19 protein-coding genes and 3 tRNA genes are annotated in these 26530 nt (G+C 41.7%); 9 read left to right on the forward strand and 13 right to left on the reverse strand.

Annotated features, from left to right (window positions below):
* The first annotated feature begins 99 nt into the window (after nt 1-99).
* From N7E81_RS18920 to N7E81_RS18930, 3 genes are all read left to right on the forward strand, one after another.
* Nucleotides 100-186: transfer RNA gene (locus N7E81_RS18920), tRNA-Ser, on the forward strand.
* Nucleotides 187-226: 40 nt separating this feature from the next.
* Nucleotides 227-300 (forward strand) — tRNA-Arg (locus N7E81_RS18925).
* Nucleotides 301-338: 38 nt separating this feature from the next.
* Nucleotides 339-412 (forward strand) — tRNA-Pro (locus tag N7E81_RS18930).
* Between the two features lie 676 nt (nt 413-1088).
* On the opposite strand, the gene N7E81_RS18935 is transcribed toward N7E81_RS18930, so the two are convergent.
* The 5 genes from N7E81_RS18935 to N7E81_RS18955 form a co-directional block, all read right to left on the reverse strand.
* On the reverse strand, nt 1089-2402 hold the full coding sequence (locus N7E81_RS18935; protein ID WP_263051172.1) for an outer membrane protein transport protein: 1314 nt from the start codon (nt 2400-2402) through the stop codon (nt 1089-1091).
* A 321-nt stretch (nt 2403-2723) separates the two neighbouring features.
* Nucleotides 2724-2927 (reverse strand): flagellar biosynthetic protein FliQ, encoded by a 204-nt coding sequence (locus N7E81_RS18940; protein ID WP_263051173.1) that lies wholly within the window; start codon nt 2925-2927, stop codon nt 2724-2726.
* 64 nt (nt 2928-2991) lie between these two features.
* A complete protein-coding gene (locus N7E81_RS18945) occupies nt 2992-3537 on the reverse strand; it encodes an REP-associated tyrosine transposase (RefSeq protein ID WP_263051174.1) in 546 nt (181 codons plus the stop codon).
* Between the two features lie 98 nt (nt 3538-3635).
* On the reverse strand, nt 3636-4031 hold the full coding sequence (locus N7E81_RS18950) for a hypothetical protein (RefSeq protein ID WP_263051175.1): 396 nt from the start codon (nt 4029-4031) through the stop codon (nt 3636-3638).
* Nucleotides 4032-4036: 5 nt separating this feature from the next.
* The gene (locus N7E81_RS18955) at nt 4037-4468 is read right to left on the reverse strand and encodes a hypothetical protein (RefSeq protein ID WP_263051176.1); all 432 of its coding nucleotides are present in this window, start codon (nt 4466-4468) and stop codon (nt 4037-4039) included.
* A 670-nt stretch (nt 4469-5138) separates the two neighbouring features.
* On the opposite strand from N7E81_RS18955, the gene N7E81_RS18960 reads away from it, so the two are divergent.
* Nucleotides 5139-5399, forward strand: coding sequence for a hypothetical protein (locus N7E81_RS18960; protein WP_263051177.1), 261 nt, complete (start codon nt 5139-5141; stop codon nt 5397-5399).
* A gap of 261 nt (nt 5400-5660) precedes the next feature.
* Here N7E81_RS18960 and N7E81_RS18965 read toward each other — a convergent pair whose 3' ends face one another.
* The 3 genes from N7E81_RS18965 to N7E81_RS18975 form a co-directional block, all read right to left on the reverse strand.
* Nucleotides 5661-6530 (reverse strand): tyrosine-type recombinase/integrase, encoded by an 870-nt coding sequence (locus N7E81_RS18965; RefSeq protein WP_263051178.1) that lies wholly within the window; start codon nt 6528-6530, stop codon nt 5661-5663.
* Nucleotides 6502-7476: a tyrosine-type recombinase/integrase gene (locus N7E81_RS18970; RefSeq protein ID WP_263051179.1), complete on the reverse strand. Its 975-nt coding sequence runs from the start codon at nt 7474-7476 to the stop codon at nt 6502-6504. The genes N7E81_RS18965 and N7E81_RS18970 overlap by 29 nt, the downstream gene beginning before the upstream one ends.
* Nucleotides 7477-7552: 76 nt before the next feature.
* Nucleotides 7553-10216 carry a CHC2 zinc finger domain-containing protein gene (locus tag N7E81_RS18975; protein ID WP_263051180.1) on the reverse strand — a complete coding sequence of 888 codons (2664 nt, stop codon included), beginning with the start codon at nt 10214-10216 and terminating at the stop codon, nt 7553-7555.
* A gap of 152 nt (nt 10217-10368) precedes the next feature.
* Here N7E81_RS18975 and N7E81_RS18980 point away from each other — a divergent pair, with 152 nt between their 5' ends.
* Together N7E81_RS18980 and N7E81_RS18985 are read left to right on the forward strand one after the other, a co-directional pair.
* Complete coding sequence (locus N7E81_RS18980) at nt 10369-10704, forward strand: helix-turn-helix domain-containing protein (protein ID WP_263051181.1); 336 nt, start codon at nt 10369-10371, stop codon at nt 10702-10704.
* Nucleotides 10704-11258: a tetratricopeptide repeat protein gene (locus tag N7E81_RS18985; protein WP_263053104.1), complete on the forward strand. Its 555-nt coding sequence runs from the start codon at nt 10704-10706 to the stop codon at nt 11256-11258. The genes N7E81_RS18980 and N7E81_RS18985 overlap by 1 nt, the downstream gene beginning before the upstream one ends.
* Before the next feature lie 457 nt (nt 11259-11715).
* Here N7E81_RS18985 and N7E81_RS18990 read toward each other — a convergent pair whose 3' ends face one another.
* A complete protein-coding gene (locus tag N7E81_RS18990) occupies nt 11716-12069 on the reverse strand; it encodes a hypothetical protein (RefSeq protein WP_263051182.1) in 354 nt (117 codons plus the stop codon).
* A gap of 694 nt (nt 12070-12763) precedes the next feature.
* On the opposite strand from N7E81_RS18990, the gene N7E81_RS18995 reads away from it, so the two are divergent.
* The gene (locus N7E81_RS18995; protein WP_263051177.1) at nt 12764-13024 is read left to right on the forward strand and encodes a hypothetical protein; all 261 of its coding nucleotides are present in this window, start codon (nt 12764-12766) and stop codon (nt 13022-13024) included.
* A 261-nt stretch (nt 13025-13285) separates the two neighbouring features.
* On the opposite strand, the gene N7E81_RS19000 is transcribed toward N7E81_RS18995, so the two are convergent.
* From N7E81_RS19000 to N7E81_RS19010, 3 genes are all read right to left on the reverse strand, one after another.
* The gene (locus N7E81_RS19000; protein WP_263051178.1) at nt 13286-14155 is read right to left on the reverse strand and encodes a tyrosine-type recombinase/integrase; all 870 of its coding nucleotides are present in this window, start codon (nt 14153-14155) and stop codon (nt 13286-13288) included.
* Nucleotides 14127-15101 carry a tyrosine-type recombinase/integrase gene (locus N7E81_RS19005; RefSeq protein WP_263051179.1) on the reverse strand — a complete coding sequence of 325 codons (975 nt, stop codon included), beginning with the start codon at nt 15099-15101 and terminating at the stop codon, nt 14127-14129. Before N7E81_RS19005 ends, N7E81_RS19000 begins: the two co-directional genes overlap by 29 nt.
* 76 nt (nt 15102-15177) lie before the next feature.
* On the reverse strand, nt 15178-17841 hold the full coding sequence (locus tag N7E81_RS19010) for a CHC2 zinc finger domain-containing protein (RefSeq protein WP_263051180.1): 2664 nt from the start codon (nt 17839-17841) through the stop codon (nt 15178-15180).
* A gap of 152 nt (nt 17842-17993) precedes the next feature.
* Here N7E81_RS19010 and N7E81_RS19015 point away from each other — a divergent pair, with 152 nt between their 5' ends.
* Together N7E81_RS19015 and N7E81_RS19020 are read left to right on the forward strand one after the other, a co-directional pair.
* Complete coding sequence (locus N7E81_RS19015) at nt 17994-18329, forward strand: helix-turn-helix domain-containing protein (RefSeq protein ID WP_263051181.1); 336 nt, start codon at nt 17994-17996, stop codon at nt 18327-18329.
* Entirely contained in the window at nt 18329-18883 is a 555-nt protein-coding gene (locus N7E81_RS19020; RefSeq protein WP_263053104.1) for a tetratricopeptide repeat protein, read from the forward strand. Before N7E81_RS19015 ends, N7E81_RS19020 begins: the two co-directional genes overlap by 1 nt.
* Before the next feature lie 457 nt (nt 18884-19340).
* Here the strand turns inward: N7E81_RS19020 and N7E81_RS19025 are convergent, their stop codons facing one another.
* A complete protein-coding gene (locus tag N7E81_RS19025) occupies nt 19341-26525 on the reverse strand; it encodes a DUF6443 domain-containing protein (RefSeq protein WP_263051183.1) in 7185 nt (2394 codons plus the stop codon).
* Nucleotides 26526-26530: the final 5 nt, after the last annotated feature.

The following is a 26530-nucleotide window of genomic DNA, read 5'->3' on the forward strand; positions in this document are numbered from 1 at the left end:
CTCGTTTTTGAGGAGCACCACTGGAGCACTGAAAAATGAGGGGAAAAACGTTCCGAAGAAGTGAGATTTAGGTCTACTTCTTGTAGTTTGGTATCCACTGGAGAGGTGGGTGAGTGGCTGAAACCACATGTTTGCTAAACATGCGTACGAGAAATCGTACCGGGGGTTCGAATCCCCCTCTCTCCGCTAGTAAATAGAAGAAAAAGTCTTTTATAATAAAATTGTTGGTCCATTAGCTCAACTGGATAGAGCAACTGCCTTCTAAGCAGTAGGTTTCAGGTTCGAGTCCTGAATGGATCACAAAAAATTGTCGATAATACCGGCGACAATTCATAGTTCGGGATGTAGCGCAGTCCGGTAGCGCACCTGGTTTGGGACCAGGAGGTCCCAGGTTCGAATCCTGGTATCCCGACTTCAAAAAGCCCAGCATAAATGCTGGGCTTTTTTCGTTTATACGCTTCTTAGATTTCAAAATACCTCATTATTGAGGGTCACTCCGTATTTCTGGGGATATATGAATATGTACTCCATTTAACTAATATTGATTACCATCATTCAAGCCACGAAGGCTCATCCTTTTTCTTGATAAAAAAAGGATGCAAAAATCAAGAAAAATTTAAAGGCGCAAGGCCATTGCCCACATCGCCACCAATTTTTCGTCACCACGCCGAAGGGACTAATATTTAAGTTGACGTTCTTCTTTATAAGTTAAAAAGGGTAATGTTTAAATTGAACATGAATTAGCAATCCCCCAACTTTACAGACTGATCCATTATTGATACTGCAGACAATTTAGTCATTCCATTCTCTCTCATTTCAGTTCAATTTTTCGCAAACTGAGATCAGCCTGACTTCATTCCTCCATTACAAAATTGCACTTCTGTAATTTTCACAATTAGTCATCTTAAAGCATAATGGAAGACTACATTTATGGAGAGGGCTACAATTTCATTGAACACATGAAGAATCGATAAGCCATTATGTCTGAATATCAAGGTTATCCAATTAGTATCTTGCTCAAAAGCTAAAGGTGGATTTCTGATGAACAGAACTAGGCAGCCTTGTTATATAATTTTCGGTTATGACAATTACCCTTTCTCCTTCCTCTTCTTAAAACTAAAGCCAAACCGCACATTCCAAGGGCTGTTGTAGAGTGGATTGTCTTTGTGCATGAAATTGTACAAAAGAGAGATTTGGGCCTGGGTATTTTCTCCCAGATTAAACCTTCGTTCTAAACCTGCCAGCAAACTTTGGTTCCAAGCTACTCTTCCGTTGTCCGAAGCTACCATTGGTTTAGCTGCCAGAGATTCAAACTCTAGGTGGGCATGAAAACCCTTGAAAAGAAAATACTCTGTAAAGACACGATAACCATAAACTTGCGTTTCCTGCGCCTGGCCCAGCAGGTCATCTATTTCTCCGTTTAATCTATAGTTGCCTCCGATACCCACATCCCATTTTTTATTGATCCGATAGGCCAATTCCGGATTGAGGTCAATGGAGGTCTGCTGATCGATATGAATCTGAAAAGTACCTCCAAAAACCAACCGCCCCCAAAAACGTGTACCCGCGAGTGAATTGCGCTTAGTGGCCGTAGACAAGTCATTGGAATCAACCACTTTGGAGTACTTTTCTTTTAGTTCAGCACTTTGACTCATGGCGTTGGCCAATACCTCTTCCTTGCCTTCAAAGTAGTTTACTCCTTTTGTCTTTGACTGGTTCACATTCAGTGTTTCATCTGCCAAGTCTTTGTATTGCAGTACTTTCTCTAGCTCTGGATTGTTGGTAGGCAGGGCTACCTGACCTCTTGCCGTGGCTTCTTTGACTGCTCGCTCCTCTAGTTCCTTTCCATACTTCTCGGACAGTTCTTGTTTTTTTAGTATGATCAGGTACTCCCGTTTCTCTTTGTCGTCTTCATAGTTTTTGAGACTGTCTTGGTAGTCTTTTAGCTCGCTACGATAGCCTATGATTTTGTCATTGAGGCCTGTGTACTTGTCGTAATAGTAATTACCCTCCAGTCGATCCTTCGAATACTCCAGCAACTCCTTTTTGGATTGCTGTTCGACAGAGTCCCATTTGGCTATTTCTTCCTCGCTATACCACTCATTGGTGAATAGGTAATGTTGCTTTTGCAATCTTCTAACCCTGCTCGTACTGTCCTTGGGCCACTCGGTATTTTTCAACGCATCCAAGCTATCCCTCATGGCCTTGTACTTTTTTCGCTGCTCTTTCACAAAGGCTTTGTTTTCTTTGGTGATTTGATCGAGTTCGGCTTTGTTCTTTTCTACTTCGCCAATGGTATTGCCGCGCGTGTTTTCGAATAGTTTGATATCGAAGGTTTGACCGTGAGAGGTAAAAACCACACACAGTAAAAGCAAGCACAGGATGTAATGAATGTTTTTCACGGACTTCTAGTATCACTACAAAAATGATGTATTTATACTTTTCATAGCCTACAAAAATCATAAAAGGTGGTATTGATTTTCAAACTCTCTCGGGCTCATTTGTAGCGACCCTCAGTTGGTCGTACGTCCGCTAAGCCCCCCAAAATGGATAGAACGTCCGCTCAATCATAAATAATCCAATTTACAACTGTCAATGTTAGACTATGGATTGATGACTGGTCTCGTACAGCATATTTTCTACCTATTGGTTCGATTAGGATTATGATTTAATGGCAGGGCTATAGCACGCTTTGCAAAAGCGCGCCAGTGGGGTTTCATTTCTTACTTTTCATCAAAAGAGGAGAGCATTCGCTCAAATAACCAAGCTACTATCAAAGGGGATATTAATAGATAAACTATTGTCTTAGGTGTAAACTGTTCTTTAATTGTAGTAGTACCATCAAAATATGAAAAACCTAGTCCCAGCATAAGAGCAAAGACCAGCAATACAAAGTACATCGTGAATAAGCGTTTTTTATTTTTCATAAGGTACAGGTTTAAATTGAGTATATCCAACTCATCTGGCGCGCTTTTGCAAAGCGTGACAAATCTAAGTGAGCATTTGTAATGCGATCAAACCTGGTAACCCTGCATAATCTTTAGCACTGCTATATACATAGTGCTCTGGCTCACATACATATCCTTCTTCCACTGGGTTTTGATGTATATAATTCAAACGTTGGTCAATCATATCATTGGATGAAAGATGAATGGGATGATATCCATCTTGCCAAACCTTATAATTCACTCCCTTTCTCACACGCCTAGCGGCAAATGCAAATTTCTTCAACATCCACTCTCGTCGGCTTTCATTGATCTGCCCAATCATTTCAATGAGCCGCTTACTAGTGAACTTCTTTATGTCTCTAATGATCTCTTCCAACTTAGCAACTTCCAAACTCACAATAGCATGCCAATGATTACTCATGATTGCATAGGCATGAACCTTTAGCCCCTTGTTCAATTGGCAATGTTTAAGTGATTCTACAATAACCTCTTTATATGCTGGCCTGGTCAATAAATCCACCCAATCCACTACCGTGATGGTTATGAAATATAGTTCTCCGGTAAGGTTAGCTTTATATTTTTCGGACATGAATTAAAGATAGATGCTACTTCATTGTATTACAAATACTTTGGAAAATCAGCACGCTTTGCAAAAGCGCGCCAGTGGAGACAATTCCAGCGATGCCCTTAATCCTTCCTAAGCTCCTTATTCAAATAACCACCTATGACGAAAACATACTCTTTACCATCTCTTTTGATCATAAGTGTATCACTATTCATATTTTTCTGAAGGTAATCACCTTCCTTCAAAAAGTAATTCAAATCATACGGATCATACTTATAATTCCTAGCACCCAATATTGCAAATGTATTGCCATCACTGTTTAATTCAACCAGCGAAGCAGATTGATACGGTTTAATACTTGTAACCTTACCTTCAATTTCATCAGTGGTTTTTATGTTGGGATATTGATCATCCATCCAAACATTCCCAATAATAAATATTGCACCAAATACAACAAACCCACCAACCATGAGCTTTATAAACTGGCCCCACTTTTTATCATCATCAATTGAAAACATATTTTCTACTTTTTATAGTAATCTGTAAACCCAACATTAAAATTACCCGATGGTCCAGGAGGAGACATACCAACAATTTTCGATACGCCTATGATAAAATGTCCTGACTTAGTTTTAGCAATTGACAATCCGCCACCAAGTTCTAGATATGCTGACATCCCAATACTTCCAGAAAATCTAAACCCATTAAAATCATTAAGGGTGAGATTATTAGAATTTCCGGTGTAATAGTAATTTGTTAGAACAACAGAAACTCCAACATCCAAGCCTACAGCAAGCCCCGCATCTGCAAGCAATCGACTTTTCCCTCTATCAGGACCTGAAAGCATAGTGAGTTTCGAATGTGAGGTTATATCCGCACCACCTGCTACTACAACATCAAAGTTGATCGCATAGGACTGAGCATCAGGTAATGTTCCATTGGTAATTCTGTTCATGTTGTAGTTGAAGAGATCCCAAGTGCTAGGTTCACTCCCCCCTGATGGATGAACTGCTCCACTTACTCCACAAAATCAACCCGACTCCACAGCACCAGACTTCAACTTTCCATCACATAAAGAACTTCTTTACCCGTCTAAATTAGCCCTTATTTTTTTCAGTTGAAAAAGAAAAGAGTAGACGTTTTTTGGAAGGGCAAAAGCCGTTGCAAAATCATCTTTTTGATGGACTCCCATTTTCGGGTTTTGTCCTTTCAAAAAATGATCCTGGGTTGAAGGGATGGAAGATCCCTTTGGTTGTGGGTTGGTATGCGAGCCGCCTGCGAGTGTGAACGAAGGCCAGCCAGAAGAAGGGCTTTTGCCCGACTGGCTGTGGGTCTTTTGACCCGACCGTTAGGGAGCCGAAGAGAGCCTGCAGGCTCGCACAAAATGGGGAGTGGTTTTTACTTTTCTCCCATCTGCCGAAGGCTTTTTTCTTTCAATTGAAAAGTAAAAAAAGAACTCCCGTGACGAGGAACGTACTGGCAGCAAAGGGAAGAAAATGCAAATGGCCTTGCGTGTGGGCTAAATATGCGCTGCACTCTGATACCTATTCCCTGCTGTGCCTTGGCTAAAGCTGGATTTCTTTTTCAACTGATCAGTGTGCTGCGCATGTTTTAAGGCGGGGGATTTGCATTTTTCTGGACTGCAGTCTGACGGGCGTACCGCAGGAACACCGCTTTTCCTGCAAATGATTCGGACTTCTACTGCCATTTCCCTGCCTGACGGCAGGCAGGTCTGGCGACCCCTAGGGACACCAGCCGCTACTATTTCGGCCTTAGACTACAATTGGTTTGTACACACAAAACTACATACTTGCTACGCTCTGTTTTCTCCTACACCCCCTCTGGCTACACTGATTTTCTCTCACTTGGATGTAATTTGCTTGTAACACACATCCAAGTTGTGCCATTTGGCACACTTTTCAACAGATTGAACACTGTAAAATTTCCATTATCTTTAAGATTAATGGAACTGCTAAAAGACATAGCTATCAACCTTATTTCTGACACAATTTGGGTATTAGGAACTGTTGCTATTTATCACTTTGCCCTTTTCAAAAAAAAATCATCCCTGTTGTGATTGGCTAACAAATTTATTCGAACTTAATACGACTTCTCTCCAATCAAAAAGACCTTCACTTAGTTAAAGGTTACCGCAACGGATGGAACTGATCCAGTGACTTTTTCAGGTCTTGCATGCTTACCCGTTTGTAGCGCTCTGTACTGTTGATATTGTTATGGCCGGCCATGTACTGCACTTCGATTATGTTCTTCTGCTCGATCCAAAGGGCGATTACGGAGCTTCTAATGTGCATGAGGTTCTTGTACCTGGGGTAACGTTTTCTTAGCTGCTTGTTCAAGTCGCACACCATTTCTTTTATGCCAGGATTACTGCCTGTGCTAAAGATCAGTTTCTCACTTTTGATAGGTGATTTCTCCCGAAGCTGTGGCAGGATTTCTTTGATGTACTCTTGCAGTGGCAGGATCTGGTGAGCTTCCAGTTTCAGGGTTCTTTTCATTGCTCTGCCTGTCTTTTTGATGTAAACCGTCCCTTTGTGCAAGTCAATGTCTCCAGGTTCTATCGCTTCCAGTTCATCTAATCTCATGGCCTGATAGATTGCTAATCCTAGCAGGGTTTTATTCCGCTTCTGGACAATCGTTTCGGTTGGATAATCAACATAGATCGTATTGAGTTCCTTTTTATTCAGTAGGTCACTTGGCAACTGGTAAGTATCGCCTTTGATATACAGTCGTCTCGCTGGATTCCTGGTTATCTCGTTTCTGCCCTGTAGATACTCATAGTAGTATTTCACACCTCTGATGTAACTGTTGAGTGTATGGGTACTTCGCTCTTTCTGTTTTAGGAGCTTGACGTAACTCAATAAATCTACATACTCACAAGTCTCTACAGTCAGGTTCTCACTTTCCAACCACTTCACAAAATGATCCTGGTAATGCTGGTAATCTCCCAACCCTGTAGGATGCTTGATTTTAGTCTGTAGATACGCCTTGTAACTCATAGGTGAGGTGTAAATAGGTTTGTGTACTTCTGATCCGTTGATGACCTAAAAACTGGCTGATGTTCTCGATACCCATTCCAGACTGTAGCAAGTGAGTGGCAATGCTGTGCCGTAAGGTGTGGAGTCCTATTTTCTTGTCTTGTAACTCTGGATTATCTGTTTTAATTATAAGTGCTTTAAACACCTTGGATACTGCTGTACTGCTTATTCTCTTTCCCTGATTATTGATCAGGAAGGACGTTTGTTCTGCTTCTGCTATCGAGGATCTGCAGTGCTGCAGGTACAGTTCAAAATCTTGTTTTTGCTGATCCATAAATGGTACATACCTGGCTCTATTGTTCTTTGCTTTTCGGATGTGAACTAGCTGTTTGTCGAGTAATATATCATTGACATTCAGATTGATTCCTTCTTGACTTCTCAACCCACAACCGTAGTAAAGACTCAGTATCGCTCTTTCTCTTAGTCCAGTTATTCCTTCATCACAAGCATTGTAGAGCTGATCGATTTCATACAGGCTCAGTACTTCCTTTTCTGCTATTTCTACTCGCTCCAGTTTCAAGTCGATCTGTAAACTTCCTTGTCCTGTTTCTTCTAAATAGTTGCTGAACAGATTCAGGTTTCGGATGTGGCCATTGAGTGTTGAGCCTTTCAGCAGCTCTCCAGTCACTTGGCTCCTTCGCTGCTTTAGAGTTTGATAGTAGCTTCTGATTACTTCTTTGGGTACTAGCTCCAATGTGGTAACCTTTTTTTCTTTCAGGTGAAAAAAGAAGGGTTCTAGCTGCTTGGGCAGTCCTTTTACTGTACTCTCAACATAACCTATGATTCCCAACCACTCTTGATAGCCTTCTAGAACTCTTTTGTACAAGCCTGCCTGCCGGACAGGCAGGTATGACGTTTTTGTATTTACCCCTCTTGCTCTTTCCGATGTTATACTGTTATACTTCACTTTCAAGGGCTGTTTTATTTGATTTCAGAGCGTATGAGTAGATTAAGTATAACATTTCAGTCATGTTATACTTATGTTAGACTTGTGTTACACTTAATGGCGTACCGTTGATTTTGGATTCTTTCTTTGCTTCTTGGTCTCTTAGTTTTTGCAGTGTCTGATCCAATACATCGATACCAGACTGTAGGTGTTGGTATTCGTCCCAAGCTGCTATTTCGTATTCAAAACCAATCTTTCTGTTTCCTCCTACTTTCTTGATGTAGCCCCACTGATCCAGCTCTCTCAGGTAACGATTCGTTTTCATGGGATTCATCCTGAACTGCTCCCTGATTTGCTTGCTGTAAAACGTCTTTTCTTCTTGTTTCTCGATGGTAGATTTCAGCCTTTCAAAGAAGCTTCTTAACTGGCCGTTGAGTTCATCTGATTTCCTCAGTAGACTTTCCTTGACCAATCGGTTAGCCCAGCTAATATCTTCTAGTGTTGTCTCGATGTATGCCTGATTCTTTCCATTAATTCGCTGTGGCCGTTGCCACTGGTGGTAGAAGGTAATGATCTCGATTAGCCGTAGATAATGCATGTTTGTCCTGAGTTTCTTGAACACACTGTCAGGGATTTTTAACTGAGTAGCGTAAGGATTGATCACCTTGATCGGCTGCAGGATCCGCTGTGTATTCTTGAGTAATTGCTTGGCAATATGCTGACTCTCTTCGTTGACCATTCCCGCCTGTAGCTTTCTTTGATAGTCCATGACTTCTTCCATGTGGTCAGCTCCTTCATTGATGTGCAGCAAATAACTTCTATTGGCATTATCTTCATAAATGCCTTCTTTGGTAGTAGCACCACTGACACAGATCGGACCTTCTACAGTTAGCACCTTTTGGACGTTGTTTCCTTTGGCGTCTTTGTCCGTTGTCAGCTTGGTAATGCTCTGTTTACTCATAAACTCTCTGAGTGGCAGGAACGCATTGTACACTCCGTCCAGATCCTCGATCATCAAGACTTTGTGTTTCCAAAAATCTCGACTGGAGTAGTAGAGTGTATTCTCTGTTAAACTGGTGATTGTTCGTACTGATTCTTCTGGTAGGCAGTCACTGACCTTGGTCTGCAGATAGGTTTTACCACTTCCCGAACGTCCAAAAATGATGGCATGTAATGGCTCATCGAAGAACCTGGACAGATACAAAAAGAAGAGTAGTAATCCATTCTTTTGTTCTCCGATTAATCCACTCTGACTAATCAGGTTCAGCGTATTCTTGACCAAATCAGGGCTTTGCAAAAACTTCTCTGCTTGTTGTTTCTCCTGATCAGTCATTTCATAGGCTTTCGGCTTGAGGGCTTTGATCTGTGCTGCTCTCTCTTCCATTCTATAAGCCTCTAGTTTCTCTGTTAGATCGGCTATTGTGTCTGTCGTTTGCGTGGTGCTGATCTCGAGGGTTTCGCTCACGTTCTGGATTAGCTTCTTTACCGCTGCATGGCTGTATAGATTCACGTCATCACGGAAAGATTTGCCATCTGATTTGATGTGTAGGCTGATCTTTAACCTACTCAGGTTCTCTTTCTCGATTCCACCCCAGACCGTGCCGGTGAGGCTATTATTTTTATAGATGATTCTTTCTGGATTGTCTACATTCAGTTTAGGTTCAGCCTCAAGGTTATGAACCCTGAGGTTTGGGGGATCTGACTCTTTCGTTGAGTCTCTCTGACTCATAATCAGATGCTCCAACACTTCTTTTTCCTGATCAGGATGATTCACAGCCAGACTATTCACGTCTTCACCTTCTGGCACTTCTACAGTGCTGAGTTTGATTTCTGGTTTAAGCTGCTGCAGATCCTTTGTGTATTTCTCTGTAGCTTTTCGACCTGGCTCATCTCCATTTAAAAAGAAAATGATTTCCTCTAACTCCTGTAAATCCTTGATAACCTTCGTGTGTTCTGATGTAAAGCCATTTGTTCCGAAGAGTGCTAACACTTCATAGCCTTTCAGATTCAACTGTAGCAAAGTAGCTGCGTCAATAATGCTTTCGGTTAAGATTAGTTTCTTGGTTTCTGGACTTGGGTAGTTTGGGTACAGGCCTTGTCTGTCTTTTAAATAAAAATGTCTCTGGTCTTTATCATTGGTCGTGCTCCTAAAATACAAGCCTGTTATCTGGTGCTGCTGGTTTCGCAAGGCAAACACAATACAGCTCTTACCAAAAGGACTGTAAGCTTTCTCTCCGGTGCGATTGTTTACATGGCCTCTGTCCAGCAATAGACCGTATTTTATGCAGCTCTCGATTAGTGCCTGGTCTTTCCTACTCCCGTGGTGGAACTGGCCACTGTTAAATCCTACTTCAATCTTTTCTCTATTGAGTGATCGAGTGGTTAGATAGTTTTGTCCAGGCTTGGAGTTGTACAGTCCGTTCTTAAAGTAAGTGAACATTTTCGTTAACACTGCGATTCTGCTCAACTCTTGTCCAGGTGTGGCCGTGCCAGTGATTAAACTTTCCGCTTTCTTGATTGCCTCGTGTTTGCTCAGCTGCTCTTTGTTCATGATGAAGTCTATCACATCCATGCTCTTGCCTCCCGTGCTGCAGTTCGAACTAAAGCAATAACAAGTCTGGGTTTTATAATACACCTGCAAGCTCGGTGTCTTGTCATCATGGAAGGGACAGTTTAACCGCAACTGTTTGTCTGGTTTGAGGTGGTAGTGATCTAGTACCTGGGCTAAAGTGAGTTGGTTTTTGATGGTGGTGATTTCCATGATGAAAAAAGTTTACTTTTTTTCTTTGTGTATGATCAGACACAAATCTATAAAATGATCCCCAACATACAAGCAACTATCATCTTCTTTTACATACTATTATACCGTATATTTGAATATTACTGTATTATCATACATTTTAAGGTTTAATCATGACCAAAATAGGAGATAGAATAGCGTATTTAAGGAAGTCTAAAGGAGTTTCACAGACTGATTTAGCCAAAAGCATCAATGCTTCCAGGGAAGCAATCGGCAAGTATGAACGTAATGAGGCCATGCCTTCTGTAGAGACAGCTAAGAAGATTGCTGATATATTCGAGGTGACTCTCGATTACTTAGTTGATGAGACTGCTGCTGCTACTTTTGATAAACAGACCGTTAAAAGAATACAGGATATTGAGATTCTTAACTCTGATGATAAAAACCACCTCTTTGCTCTCATGGATGCATTCCTCAGAGATGCTAAGGCTAAAGCTGCTTATTCTTGATGAAGCAAATTTTATTACTCAGCCTACTATGCTCACTTCTTCTCCATTCCTGCTTCGAGAAAAAAACACCAGAACAACTTGTCAATATTGCTAAATCACACCTTGACAATGAAGAATATAGCAAAGCATTAAATACATACAAGAAACTAATCAGGACAGACTCACTAATGATTGAGGGGCTTTATGGTGCTGGGTTATCTCTTTCTTACATGTGTGATCAAAACCTAGAACACTGCTCCACTGCCATTGATAAATTCACTGAAGCCATTGAGATTGACTCTACCTACAAAAATTTATTCTACAACCGAGGACTGTGTTATTTCAGGATTGGTAAATATGATTTAGCACAGCCAGATTACGATAGAGCTGTAAGCCAAGAACCTGATTCCTCAGGGGTAGTTTATGCCAGAGCTTTAAACCTTCTATTTCGTGAGGATTCAGTTTTAGCTTGTAAAGGTTTGCAAAGAGCAGTAGAGCTAGGATTCAAACATGACATTCAAAAATTTAAAGAAGTATGCGCAAGCCTAGGAGAAGACTCACGCATAAAAGAATAATTTAGTCTTTGCCCTCTCAATTCAACGGCAAATTCTTTTTGACTTCTGCTTCTCTTTCGTACCTCTTTTTCAGAAGCTTAGCCATTTCATATCTGCAGACTTTAAAACCTACAAGCAAACCTATGCTCAACCAATAAGAATAAATACTCATTTCTTCCGGCACTAAATAATCTAACTCATTCCTGTTAATTGGAAAAAAAATGATATTTAAAAAAAAGTATACGCCTAGTATAATTTCGAAGGTATTTATCTTTTTCACTTCCTCCTTTTATAAACAAAAATCATCACTTGAGACAATAGATACACAATTATTGGTAATGCTCCTAAGTAGATAACAAATATTGGTATCACAACATCCTGAAGAAAGAACGACTTTATTATAATTAACCCAATACATAGATACCCAGCAATTGATGCCACTTTCCTCCAAAAAACAACTTTTCCCATATCAATCAAATTATCTATTAATAGGGTTAGGTACATAATATGGCCCTAATTGTGTTGGAAGTGTTGGAGGTGGAGTAGCTGATTTTTGTGTTTCTCGCCACCAATCATATGAATACCAAGCTACACCTACTCCTATCAACCACTTATCTCCGTTCCCGAAGAAATTAGGTTGCATGGGATCTTCCTGTAATTGCTGCCGTTGAACAGGGAATTGATGTGGAGTTTCAGTATGCTCGACCCAATCAGCAGGATTTCCTAGCGGATTTGAGATGTCCTCAAGCTTTGTGTCTCCAGTTAAAGTTAATAACGCCAATGGTGAGAATCTAAATACAGTAGCAGCTACTTCTATTCCTACTGCTTCCATAGCTGCACCAGCTCCAACATACCAAGGTAACGCTAAGGTAGAAGCCTCTTGAACATCACTCCCCCCATTTGTTTGAACTGCTCCACTTACTCCACAAAATCAACCCGACTCCACAGCACCAGACTTCAACTTTCCATCACATAAAGAACTTCTTTACCCGTCTAAATTAGCCCTTATTTTTTTCAGTTGAAAAAGAAAAGAGTAGACGTTTTTTGGAAGGGCAAAAGCCGTTGCAAAATCATCTTTTTGATGGACTCCCATTTTCGGGTTTTGTCCTTTCAAAAAATGATCCTGGGTTGAAGGGATGGAAGATCCCTTTGGTTGTGGGTTGGTATGCGAGCCGCCTGCGAGTGTGAACGAAGGCCAGCCAGAAGAAGGGCTTTTGCCCGACTGGCTGTGGGTCTTTTGACCCGACCGTTAGGGAGCCGAAGAGAGCCTGCAGGCTCGCACAAAATGGGGAGTGGTTTTTACTTTTCTCCCATCTGCCGAAGGCTTTTTTCTTTCAATTGAAAAGTAAAAAAAGAACTCCCGTGACGAGGAACGTACTGGCAGCAAAGGGAAGAAAATGCAAATGGCCTTGCGTGTGGGCTAAATATGCGCTGCACTCTGATACCTATTCCCTGCTGTGCCTTGGCTAAAGCTGGATTTCTTTTTCAACTGATCAGTGTGCTGCGCATGTTTTAAGGCGGGGGATTTGCATTTTTCTGGACTGCAGTCTGACGGGCGTACCGCAGGAACACCGCTTTTCCTGCAAATGATTCGGACTTCTACTGCCATTTCCCTGCCTGACGGCAGGCAGGTCTGGCGACCCCTAGGGACACCAGCCGCTACTATTTCGGCCTTAGACTACAATTGGTTTGTACACACAAAACTACATACTTGCTACGCTCTGTTTTCTCCTACACCCCCTCTGGCTACACTGATTTTCTCTCACTTGGATGTAATTTGCTTGTAACACACATCCAAGTTGTGCCATTTGGCACACTTTTCAACAGATTGAACACTGTAAAATTTCCATTATCTTTAAGATTAATGGAACTGCTAAAAGACATAGCTATCAACCTTATTTCTGACACAATTTGGGTATTAGGAACTGTTGCTATTTATCACTTTGCCCTTTTCAAAAAAAAATCATCCCTGTTGTGATTGGCTAACAAATTTATTCGAACTTAATACGACTTCTCTCCAATCAAAAAGACCTTCACTTAGTTAAAGGTTACCGCAACGGATGGAACTGATCCAGTGACTTTTTCAGGTCTTGCATGCTTACCCGTTTGTAGCGCTCTGTACTGTTGATATTGTTATGGCCGGCCATGTACTGCACTTCGATTATGTTCTTCTGCTCGATCCAAAGGGCGATTACGGAGCTTCTAATGTGCATGAGGTTCTTGTACCTGGGGTAACGTTTTCTTAGCTGCTTGTTCAAGTCGCACACCATTTCTTTTATGCCAGGATTACTGCCTGTGCTAAAGATCAGTTTCTCACTTTTGATAGGTGATTTCTCCCGAAGCTGTGGCAGGATTTCTTTGATGTACTCTTGCAGTGGCAGGATCTGGTGAGCTTCCAGTTTCAGGGTTCTTTTCATTGCTCTGCCTGTCTTTTTGATGTAAACCGTCCCTTTGTGCAAGTCAATGTCTCCAGGTTCTATCGCTTCCAGTTCATCTAATCTCATGGCCTGATAGATTGCTAATCCTAGCAGGGTTTTATTCCGCTTCTGGACAATCGTTTCGGTTGGATAATCAACATAGATCGTATTGAGTTCCTTTTTATTCAGTAGGTCACTTGGCAACTGGTAAGTATCGCCTTTGATATACAGTCGTCTCGCTGGATTCCTGGTTATCTCGTTTCTGCCCTGTAGATACTCATAGTAGTATTTCACACCTCTGATGTAACTGTTGAGTGTATGGGTACTTCGCTCTTTCTGTTTTAGGAGCTTGACGTAACTCAATAAATCTACATACTCACAAGTCTCTACAGTCAGGTTCTCACTTTCCAACCACTTCACAAAATGATCCTGGTAATGCTGGTAATCTCCCAACCCTGTAGGATGCTTGATTTTAGTCTGTAGATACGCCTTGTAACTCATAGGTGAGGTGTAAATAGGTTTGTGTACTTCTGATCCGTTGATGACCTAAAAACTGGCTGATGTTCTCGATACCCATTCCAGACTGTAGCAAGTGAGTGGCAATGCTGTGCCGTAAGGTGTGGAGTCCTATTTTCTTGTCTTGTAACTCTGGATTATCTGTTTTAATTATAAGTGCTTTAAACACCTTGGATACTGCTGTACTGCTTATTCTCTTTCCCTGATTATTGATCAGGAAGGACGTTTGTTCTGCTTCTGCTATCGAGGATCTGCAGTGCTGCAGGTACAGTTCAAAATCTTGTTTTTGCTGATCCATAAATGGTACATACCTGGCTCTATTGTTCTTTGCTTTTCGGATGTGAACTAGCTGTTTGTCGAGTAATATATCATTGACATTCAGATTGATTCCTTCTTGACTTCTCAACCCACAACCGTAGTAAAGACTCAGTATCGCTCTTTCTCTTAGTCCAGTTATTCCTTCATCACAAGCATTGTAGAGCTGATCGATTTCATACAGGCTCAGTACTTCCTTTTCTGCTATTTCTACTCGCTCCAGTTTCAAGTCGATCTGTAAACTTCCTTGTCCTGTTTCTTCTAAATAGTTGCTGAACAGATTCAGGTTTCGGATGTGGCCATTGAGTGTTGAGCCTTTCAGCAGCTCTCCAGTCACTTGGCTCCTTCGCTGCTTTAGAGTTTGATAGTAGCTTCTGATTACTTCTTTGGGTACTAGCTCCAATGTGGTAACCTTTTTTTCTTTCAGGTGAAAAAAGAAGGGTTCTAGCTGCTTGGGCAGTCCTTTTACTGTACTCTCAACATAACCTATGATTCCCAACCACTCTTGATAGCCTTCTAGAACTCTTTTGTACAAGCCTGCCTGCCGGACAGGCAGGTATGACGTTTTTGTATTTACCCCTCTTGCTCTTTCCGATGTTATACTGTTATACTTCACTTTCAAGGGCTGTTTTATTTGATTTCAGAGCGTATGAGTAGATTAAGTATAACATTTCAGTCATGTTATACTTATGTTAGACTTGTGTTACACTTAATGGCGTACCGTTGATTTTGGATTCTTTCTTTGCTTCTTGGTCTCTTAGTTTTTGCAGTGTCTGATCCAATACATCGATACCAGACTGTAGGTGTTGGTATTCGTCCCAAGCTGCTATTTCGTATTCAAAACCAATCTTTCTGTTTCCTCCTACTTTCTTGATGTAGCCCCACTGATCCAGCTCTCTCAGGTAACGATTCGTTTTCATGGGATTCATCCTGAACTGCTCCCTGATTTGCTTGCTGTAAAACGTCTTTTCTTCTTGTTTCTCGATGGTAGATTTCAGCCTTTCAAAGAAGCTTCTTAACTGGCCGTTGAGTTCATCTGATTTCCTCAGTAGACTTTCCTTGACCAATCGGTTAGCCCAGCTAATATCTTCTAGTGTTGTCTCGATGTATGCCTGATTCTTTCCATTAATTCGCTGTGGCCGTTGCCACTGGTGGTAGAAGGTAATGATCTCGATTAGCCGTAGATAATGCATGTTTGTCCTGAGTTTCTTGAACACACTGTCAGGGATTTTTAACTGAGTAGCGTAAGGATTGATCACCTTGATCGGCTGCAGGATCCGCTGTGTATTCTTGAGTAATTGCTTGGCAATATGCTGACTCTCTTCGTTGACCATTCCCGCCTGTAGCTTTCTTTGATAGTCCATGACTTCTTCCATGTGGTCAGCTCCTTCATTGATGTGCAGCAAATAACTTCTATTGGCATTATCTTCATAAATGCCTTCTTTGGTAGTAGCACCACTGACACAGATCGGACCTTCTACAGTTAGCACCTTTTGGACGTTGTTTCCTTTGGCGTCTTTGTCCGTTGTCAGCTTGGTAATGCTCTGTTTACTCATAAACTCTCTGAGTGGCAGGAACGCATTGTACACTCCGTCCAGATCCTCGATCATCAAGACTTTGTGTTTCCAAAAATCTCGACTGGAGTAGTAGAGTGTATTCTCTGTTAAACTGGTGATTGTTCGTACTGATTCTTCTGGTAGGCAGTCACTGACCTTGGTCTGCAGATAGGTTTTACCACTTCCCGAACGTCCAAAAATGATGGCATGTAATGGCTCATCGAAGAACCTGGACAGATACAAAAAGAAGAGTAGTAATCCATTCTTTTGTTCTCCGATTAATCCACTCTGACTAATCAGGTTCAGCGTATTCTTGACCAAATCAGGGCTTTGCAAAAACTTCTCTGCTTGTTGTTTCTCCTGATCAGTCATTTCATAGGCTTTCGGCTTGAGGGCTTTGATCTGTGCTGCTCTCTCTTCCATTCTATAAGCCTCTAGTTTCTCTGTTAGATCGGCTATTGTGTCTGTCGTTTGCGTGGTGCTGATCTCGAGGGTTTCGCTCACGTTCTGGATTAGCTTCTTTACCGCTGCATGGCTGTATAGATTCACGTCATCACGGAAAGATTTGCCATCTGATTTGATGTGTAGGCTGATCTTTAACCTACTCAGGTTCTCTTTCTCGATTCCACCCCAGACCGTGCCGGTGAGGCTATTATTTTTATAGATGATTCTTTCTGGATTGTCTACATTCAGTTTAGGTTCAGCCTCAAGGTTATGAACCCTGAGGTTTGGGGGATCTGACTCTTTCGTTGAGTCTCTCTGACTCATAATCAGATGCTCCAACACTTCTTTTTCCTGATCAGGATGATTCACAGCCAGACTATTCACGTCTTCACCTTCTGGCACTTCTACAGTGCTGAGTTTGATTTCTGGTTTAAGCTGCTGCAGATCCTTTGTGTATTTCTCTGTAGCTTTTCGACCTGGCTCATCTCCATTTAAAAAGAAAATGATTTCCTCTAACTCCTGTAAATCCTTGATAACCTTCGTGTGTTCTGATGTAAAGCCATTTGTTCCGAAGAGTGCTAACACTTCATAGCCTTTCAGATTCAACTGTAGCAAAGTAGCTGCGTCAATAATGCTTTCGGTTAAGATTAGTTTCTTGGTTTCTGGACTTGGGTAGTTTGGGTACAGGCCTTGTCTGTCTTTTAAATAAAAATGTCTCTGGTCTTTATCATTGGTCGTGCTCCTAAAATACAAGCCTGTTATCTGGTGCTGCTGGTTTCGCAAGGCAAACACAATACAGCTCTTACCAAAAGGACTGTAAGCTTTCTCTCCGGTGCGATTGTTTACATGGCCTCTGTCCAGCAATAGACCGTATTTTATGCAGCTCTCGATTAGTGCCTGGTCTTTCCTACTCCCGTGGTGGAACTGGCCACTGTTAAATCCTACTTCAATCTTTTCTCTATTGAGTGATCGAGTGGTTAGATAGTTTTGTCCAGGCTTGGAGTTGTACAGTCCGTTCTTAAAGTAAGTGAACATTTTCGTTAACACTGCGATTCTGCTCAACTCTTGTCCAGGTGTGGCCGTGCCAGTGATTAAACTTTCCGCTTTCTTGATTGCCTCGTGTTTGCTCAGCTGCTCTTTGTTCATGATGAAGTCTATCACATCCATGCTCTTGCCTCCCGTGCTGCAGTTCGAACTAAAGCAATAACAAGTCTGGGTTTTATAATACACCTGCAAGCTCGGTGTCTTGTCATCATGGAAGGGACAGTTTAACCGCAACTGTTTGTCTGGTTTGAGGTGGTAGTGATCTAGTACCTGGGCTAAAGTGAGTTGGTTTTTGATGGTGGTGATTTCCATGATGAAAAAAGTTTACTTTTTTTCTTTGTGTATGATCAGACACAAATCTATAAAATGATCCCCAACATACAAGCAACTATCATCTTCTTTTACATACTATTATACCGTATATTTGAATATTACTGTATTATCATACATTTTAAGGTTTAATCATGACCAAAATAGGAGATAGAATAGCGTATTTAAGGAAGTCTAAAGGAGTTTCACAGACTGATTTAGCCAAAAGCATCAATGCTTCCAGGGAAGCAATCGGCAAGTATGAACGTAATGAGGCCATGCCTTCTGTAGAGACAGCTAAGAAGATTGCTGATATATTCGAGGTGACTCTCGATTACTTAGTTGATGAGACTGCTGCTGCTACTTTTGATAAACAGACCGTTAAAAGAATACAGGATATTGAGATTCTTAACTCTGATGATAAAAACCACCTCTTTGCTCTCATGGATGCATTCCTCAGAGATGCTAAGGCTAAAGCTGCTTATTCTTGATGAAGCAAATTTTATTACTCAGCCTACTATGCTCACTTCTTCTCCATTCCTGCTTCGAGAAAAAAACACCAGAACAACTTGTCAATATTGCTAAATCACACCTTGACAATGAAGAATATAGCAAAGCATTAAATACATACAAGAAACTAATCAGGACAGACTCACTAATGATTGAGGGGCTTTATGGTGCTGGGTTATCTCTTTCTTACATGTGTGATCAAAACCTAGAACACTGCTCCACTGCCATTGATAAATTCACTGAAGCCATTGAGATTGACTCTACCTACAAAAATTTATTCTACAACCGAGGACTGTGTTATTTCAGGATTGGTAAATATGATTTAGCACAGCCAGATTACGATAGAGCTGTAAGCCAAGAACCTGATTCCTCAGGGGTAGTTTATGCCAGAGCTTTAAACCTTCTATTTCGTGAGGATTCAGTTTTAGCTTGTAAAGGTTTGCAAAGAGCAGTAGAGCTAGGATTCAAACATGACATTCAAAAATTTAAAGAAGTATGCGCAAGCCTAGGAGAAGACTCACGCATAAAAGAATAATTTAGTCTTTGCCCTCTCAATTCAACGGCAAATTCTTTTTGACTTCTGCTTCTCTTTCGTACCTCTTTTTCAGAAGCTTAGCCATTTCATATCTGCAGACTTTAAAACCTACAAGCAAACCTATGCTCAACCAATAAGAATAAATACTCATTTCTTCCGGCACTAAATAATCTAACTCATTCCTGTTAATTGGAAAAAAAATGATATTTAAAAAAAAGTATACGCCTAGTATAATTTCGAAGGTATTTATCTTTTTCACTTCCTCCTTTTATAAACAAAAATCATCACTTGAGACAATAGATACACAATTATTGGTAATGCTCCTAAGTAGATAACAAATATTGGTATCACAACATCCTGAAGAAAGAACGACTTTATTATAATTAACCCAATACATAGATACCCAGCAATTGATGCCACTTTCCTCCAAAAAACAACTTTTCCCATATCAATCAAATTATCTATTAATAGGGTTAGGTACATAATATGGCCCTAATTGTGTTGGAAGTGTTGGAGGTGGAGTAGCTGATTTTTGTGTTTCTCGCCACCAATCATATGAATACCAAGCTACACCTACTCCTATCAACCACTTATCTCCGTTCCCGAAGAAATTAGGTTGCATGGGATCTTCCTGTAATTGCTGCCGTTGAACAGGGAATTGATGTGGAGTTTCAGTATGCTCGACCCAATCAGCAGGATTTCCTAGCGGATTTGAGATGTCCTCAAGCTTTGTGTCTCCAGTTAAAGTTAATAACGCCAATGGTGAGAATCTAAATACAGTAGCAGCTACTTCTATTCCTACTGCTTCCATAGCTGCACCAGCTCCAACATACCAAGGTAACGCTAAGGTAGAAGCCTCTTGAACATCACTCCCCCCATTTGTTTGTGTGACTTCCACCTGTTTATCTTCAACAGTCATTTTTGTTAACATGACCAATTGCTCTGTTCCATCACCCACATCTACCCAGTCATATGAATCCTGTGATTGACGTTCATACTTATACACTTTCCCTCCCTCTAACACTACTTCTGATTGTTGCACTCCGTATTTCTTTTCAAAAGTACTCCCACTCATTAGAAAGTAGTCTCTCGCTGAATCACTAAACTCATCGCTCCAATGATTACCCGACCCAGGAGTAATGTGTCCTACGCTTCCTCCTCCGCTTCCTCCTCCGCCTCCACTCAATATTCTACCTGCCTCAGTCCAGCCTTTAAACAGTCCCTGATACATCAGCCCTGTAGGGTCATTACCCATCACGGGATTGTTCCCAGCAAAATGACTTGGGGTCATACTACTATACATACTCGCCATAGCATCCACACCATGAAAGCGCCCGATACTTGGGTCATACTTTCTGAAAGGCGTACTGTACCAGCTGGTCATCTCTTCTAATTCGCTGCCTGCGTTGAACTTGAAGTTTTGCGCAGTCATTGCTGCTCTGCTGTAGGAACTAAATGACAAACCAAAAGGATAATAATCATCCTTCTGTACCACTGGACTATGGGTCTGGGTCACTGTAAAATCGTCAAAGAATACATCCACTGGTGTTGGGCTTTCATTCGAGAGATAAATATATACATATCCGGGTTTATCTATCAAGATCGTGTGACTCAATTGTTCGTGAGCCACATCTGTACCATTCTCTTCTGCTGCCGTACTGATCTGTTGGAAGCCTGTCTTCTCTACGATGAGTTGATAGTTTTCGTCAAACACAAAGTAGTTGAGGTAGGCTTCGGGGGCATCTCCAGTATCTCTATGGCCACTCAGGAAGTCCACGAAGGGCAAGCCACTAGCTGCATGGGCTGCTTCATAGACTACACCTGGCGCACCACCTGATATTTCGGATGCCACGGTATTGAGCAGGGCTGTCCAGCTGGCTGCATTGTCCTGCTCATAATACTTAGCAAAGACCTCCATGTCGATCACATCTCCTGGTTTTACCATGAGAGACTTGGCTAGTCCGATTTGCTTGTCGGCACTCCCGTCGAGCCATATCGCATAGCCCGTAGAGTCTGTGGTATGATCGAATAAGGCCGATTTGATTCTGGTCACCTCATCGTACTTCTCGAAGTACTCTGCTTCGGTGGCGGATTCGGCATCTTCTACCGTAACTAGGTATTCGTCCTCATCTATATCTGTCTTGAAGGTCACTCTCACATTGCCCAAATGGTCGGTAAGATGGTATTGGTATTCGAAGCCTTCGAATGTGCCTGTATGGTCGCGCGCTGCGACAATCCGTCCTTCGCCATGACCGATCAGCTGAAGGCTATCGTTTTCATAGATAAAGCCACCGATATAGTCGGTCACTTTTTCAATAGATCCGTCCACCAGTCGTTGGGAAACTTTCGATGCCCCTGCATAGGTGTATTCCATATATTTGTTGGCATCGTAGATCACCTTGGTCGGTTGGTTTAGGTGGTTGTATTCTATAGAAGTAATCCCTTTGTTTTTATCTTCGATCAGGTTGCCATTGGCATCGTAGGCATAGTCGTCGCCTTCGGTATTGCCATCGTCAAACCCACTAGACAGGCCAGAAGCATCCGTTACGCCTTTCAGACGGTTGGTATTTTCTTCATACATATAGGTGAGTTGATCTATGGTCTGATTGGTGGATAACTCGTGTGTCCCTTTCCTATCCAGTTTCAGGATATTGCCATTTAGATCATAGCTGATTGCGGACAAATCATGATCTGTGGCTTCGCCTGTACCTGTAGCAGAGGTGATACGGTTCATCTCGTCGTACTGATAGTCGAATCCATTGGCACTAGATTCGAATGGGTTTTTCCATACTACTTCGCCTATCGTACCGTCATACTTAGCATGTGTGGCATCTTGGTATTTAAACGCCATTTCGAATAGATGATCATCATCATCATTGGGATTGTTGATCTGAGTGATCCATCCTCGAATATTGTAGGCATAGTCGATTTCTTCAAAGCCATCCGCCAAGGACTTATTTTGCAGTTGCCCCAAAGAATTGTAAGTATAGCTGGCTATCGTTTGCGCTGGTTCACTATTGATTTGATGGGTGGTGGTCAGCGGCCTACCCATTCGGTCGTATGTGTACTTCTGCGTGATACTCAAGTTTCCAATTTGCGCATCAGGACTCTGGTGTTCTATGTAGGTTTTCATAAGTAGCCCCCGCCAATGATACTGAGCGGTCATACGGTCTGTGCCTCCTTTGTGGTTTTGGGTTACCGTTTGTACCACACGGTATTCATTATCATAAAAATTGACCGTACTTACAAACTGATCTATAGTACCTAAAATCTTAGTCAAAGTCCCTGTAGTGAGACCTTTCACACCAAGGCTGGTCTGATGAGGTATAATTTTATATTCGCTACTATCAAACACACCAGCCGGAAGCTGAAATGCTTCCATGCTGTGTTGATAGTGGTCGTAGTAAGTCACCAATAGTATATCCTCGATAGTAATGCCCGTGGGATAGGCATTGTTCGTGTATTTGACCAAACCACTGGCATCGAAGGTCTCAAACCATACGGTATTATTTGCCACTGCTTCGCGGATAGCTTCTAGCTCCCCCTCGATCACTCGCTCACCATTAATAATAGGCCTGTTGAGTTGATCATATTTTACAAAAGACCATTTGTTGCTTAATCGCTGATTAGCATTCTGGGTCAGTACCAGACGGTCTCGTTTGTCATAGACCATATATTCCCACCCAGCTCCTGGTACTCTCTTGGCAATCAGACGATGGCGGTGATCATATTCATATTGGAAGATTTGATCCAAAGAATAATTTTGTCTGACCCATGATTGAGGAGGCGTATCATCGAAAAACTGAATGTCAGCTCCTGCCTCTACAGTAGTTCCAGCATTGATCGTAACCGAACCAGTAGAAGTAAAGACTATTTTACCTCCTGTTTCATTTACTACATCGGCATAATCTACAGGAGTCGTCACTTTATAAAACCCTTCAGGAGCTGGAATACTTCCAAATTCACCAGAAGAGTCCTCAGTCAAAGCTCCGGGTGGCAATACATAACGTAGTCGGCCTTGTTTGTCATAGACGCTGTAGGTCTGCACCCAACTACCTGAATCCAACTTCACTTTTTTGAGCACTGTTTGACCTACTTTATTGGTGTAAACAATTGTCTCATGGTTTTCTTCATCAGTACTAGTGGTTTTATACAATTCTCCTGTAGTATAAATGCCTGTTTGTGTGAGTACATCATCTATCACTTGCCAAACAGCAAGTCCCTCTGCGGCAATATTGGTTTCGTAAGCAACTTCGCTCTTACGATCTTCGTCATACCACGCCTGCCCCAAACCCCGTTGACTTTTGACTCGATTTACTGGCGATGGTTCATAAACAGTCTCTGTATACGGTCTCGAATCATTAACATTTTCAAGCGTTTGGTAAAATGTCACCTGTTCGGCTTTAGAATCCGTCTTAAGTGCTCCATCAGTACCTGCTACATACGGCATATACTGTTTGGTCATTCGTCCCAAATTGTCGTATTCATAAAAACTCACTACATCTCGCTGGTCTGGGGATGCTTGCCTTACTACCGACTGGAGTGGCCTTCCGAAAACATCTGTATAGGATGTAGAAATAAGTGCTTCTTCTAAAGTAATAGGGTGATCGTCTGGATCTTCGGTTGGCACAATATAACTAGTAGATTGAGAATAATTCATTGTCTCATCAGGCTCTATCACTACAGTACCTACCATAGTGGTGGTACATGATCTACGATCGGCTACTACTTCATACTCGCCATTATCTACCATAACATATGATCTGGCAAAACCACCTGTCCCTTCGAAACTGGACACTAAACCTTCCCCAGACCGATACACCAAATAGGTTACATCTTTTTCAGATTCAAGCAAATGCATTTTACGATAGTTTATAGGGTCGTCAGCATATTCTACAGCTAGACCACGCAAAGTATCCGTTTTGGGATACGATATCACATCAGGGTCGAAAGACACAGGCTTACTCCAACATCCTTCGTCAGTCCGCGAGCGAATATAGTATGTACCCTTACTATTCATTTGGTAAGAATTAACAGCTGGATCAGAAATAGAAGTGGCTAATGAATCCTGACCCTGCCAAAAAAATTGTTGCCCACTAGGTACAACTTGTGTAGTCAATGCCGTCTTTGGCCCACAGTTATTTGAAGACAAGACAATTAAGCTTGTATCTGGTATCACTTGAAATGGCCCTGGGACAAGTTCCGTTGCATCTATTGTGATCGCCCGGCTCCAACAGGTTTCTCCCGATATTTCACCCTTTGCTTTGACATAATAGGTGTCTGGCTGGTTGATTATTGTACTAGAACCTATCAGTGGTGCATCAGGATAGTCCTGTGCTGTACCTATATGCCAAGTAATTGGGTAGTTATAATTATTAGGTGCTTCATTATCTCTTGAGATTATCCAATTTCCACAGTTTGGTTTTTCCCAAGATATGGAAATTGGTGCAGGTACCACTTTGATATTTACACTACCATGCATAAAATCAGAATAACCAGTGGATGAATTTATGGCTTGTACTTTATATTCACCAGCGATGCTATGCTCGCCGAAATTTAAGCTACTTCCCGTACCAGCTAACACACTACCTACAATCTGTCCATCACGCTTCAAGCGATAATAGACCCCAATTTCACTGGACTCTAGAGTGATCCTACTTCCGGCACATTTATCACCTGAATCGGTAATATTGAACTTGATTACATCGCCCAATGAAACATATACTGGAGAAGCAGAACTCCATAAATCCTGATTCTCATAATAGGCTCTGACATAATAAGTACCCGTGCTATACACCGTTATCCCAGCCGTAGTGAACAACTGATCATCATCGGCACTATTAGGATCTGTCCCTTGCCAATACCACCTATAGCCTGAAGTTGGATGAGGTTCTACTGATCCGCTACCGCCTCCTTCTCCTGAGCCAGGATGAATATCACCTGGCCCGCCATCATCGCCTCCATTTCCCGGATCAGGTTGACTCCCTGACACAGCAGCCACTATGACAGCACCACTCCCATTATCCGAAAGGGTATAAAAATTACCAGAAGGGCCGGCCAAAGCAGTATTTGCTGTAATGATTTGTGAATAAGCAGAATTATAATCAGGCCCTTTGGATTTTAGCTGATAATAATATTTTCTACCTGTTGGCAACCCCCAAAGTAAATGATTCGTGCTTGATATGATTTTGCCATTATAACCATCGATATGCTCATTAAAGTCAACACCATTTATAGATGTGACTCCATTGGCCGATACATACAATAAATAATCTGACACGCCACTTACTCCGATCCAATTGGCTTGAAATGAGCTCTCCGCTTGATGTGTATCATCTAGAGCTACGGGAGCATTGATGGCCGTACTGGCAGTAACCGTTGATGAGTATTGTGTAGTATACGCAGAACTATACGCTCGAACCCTATAGTAGTACTTTTTACCAGGTACTAGCCCTGTAACTATTTTACCAGGGCCAAATACTACTAGGTCGTCATATTCAGGCAATTTGGAACTAAAGGTGCTACTAGTAGATACATCTAAATAGTATGAATTAGCCCCAGTAACCATAGCCCAATTTGCAAAAAATGATGTCGTGGAGCCATTAGTCGATGCCGATACACTTGGAACAGCCATAGTTGTATTAGCCGTCACAACTCCCGAATAGCCCGTAGTGTAAGCACTACTTGTAGCCTTGATCCGGTAGTAATAATAGGTTCCTGGAGAAAGCCCTGAGACAACAGCAGTTGTTGCTGTTACCGTCTTTCCATTATACCCAGATACATGACTGCTAAAATCACTACTGCTTGAAACGTATAATTTATAGGATGTGGCACCAGAAACACTATTCCACCTAGCCCGAAAAGAATTAGGGATTTTACTATCTTCACTTAAAGAAGTAGGAGTAGACAATGTAGTGTTAGCGGTTATTTTCCCCGAACTATAAGATGTACAGCCATAGTCATTATTTCTCACCCTATAATAGTAGTTTTTGCCAGGACTCAAACCTGAAACCGTTATACTCGTACCTGTAACCGTCTTATTGTTAAACCCAGAAATTTTAGATGAGAAATTGATATCTGTCGCCACATCTATACTATATGAATCTGCACCAGAAACACTATTCCAATGTGCGCGAAAAGAAGAGGTCGTTTTGGAGTCTTCTTGCAATGCAGTTGGCTTATTCGGAAGAGGTTTGACATAAGATACAGTAAATGCTACATAACCTCCCCATATTTGATTATACATGTCGTATGCCCTCAAATAATAAGTACCTGTAGACGACACGTCATAAGAAGGGCTATTGTTTATTGTAGTACCGCTTGGGCTTGATTGCCATGTCCAATAAACCCCTGACGGAGGGTATGACGTCCTTGTTACTCTAGTACTTCCACAGTTGTTGGTAAACGTAAAGCTTGTTGAAGGAGACGCTGGAGGATAAGTCCCGCCACCCCCTCCGCCTCCGCCAGGCGGAGGGGCAGCTGCAGGAGCGGCCATCATGAGTGATTTAGCCGTTTTCTCAGGGTTTACATCAATTACTTTTTCTTGTGCATAAGAAATTTGGGCAAAAAAACATAATCCAATGATAAGCAGGTTGATGTTTTTAATACCAATTGGATGTTTGGCAGAATCTATTTGGTTCATAGAGG

Source organism: Reichenbachiella carrageenanivorans (genome assembly GCF_025639805.1).
GTDB classification, from domain to species: domain Bacteria; phylum Bacteroidota; class Bacteroidia; order Cytophagales; family Cyclobacteriaceae; genus Reichenbachiella; species Reichenbachiella carrageenanivorans.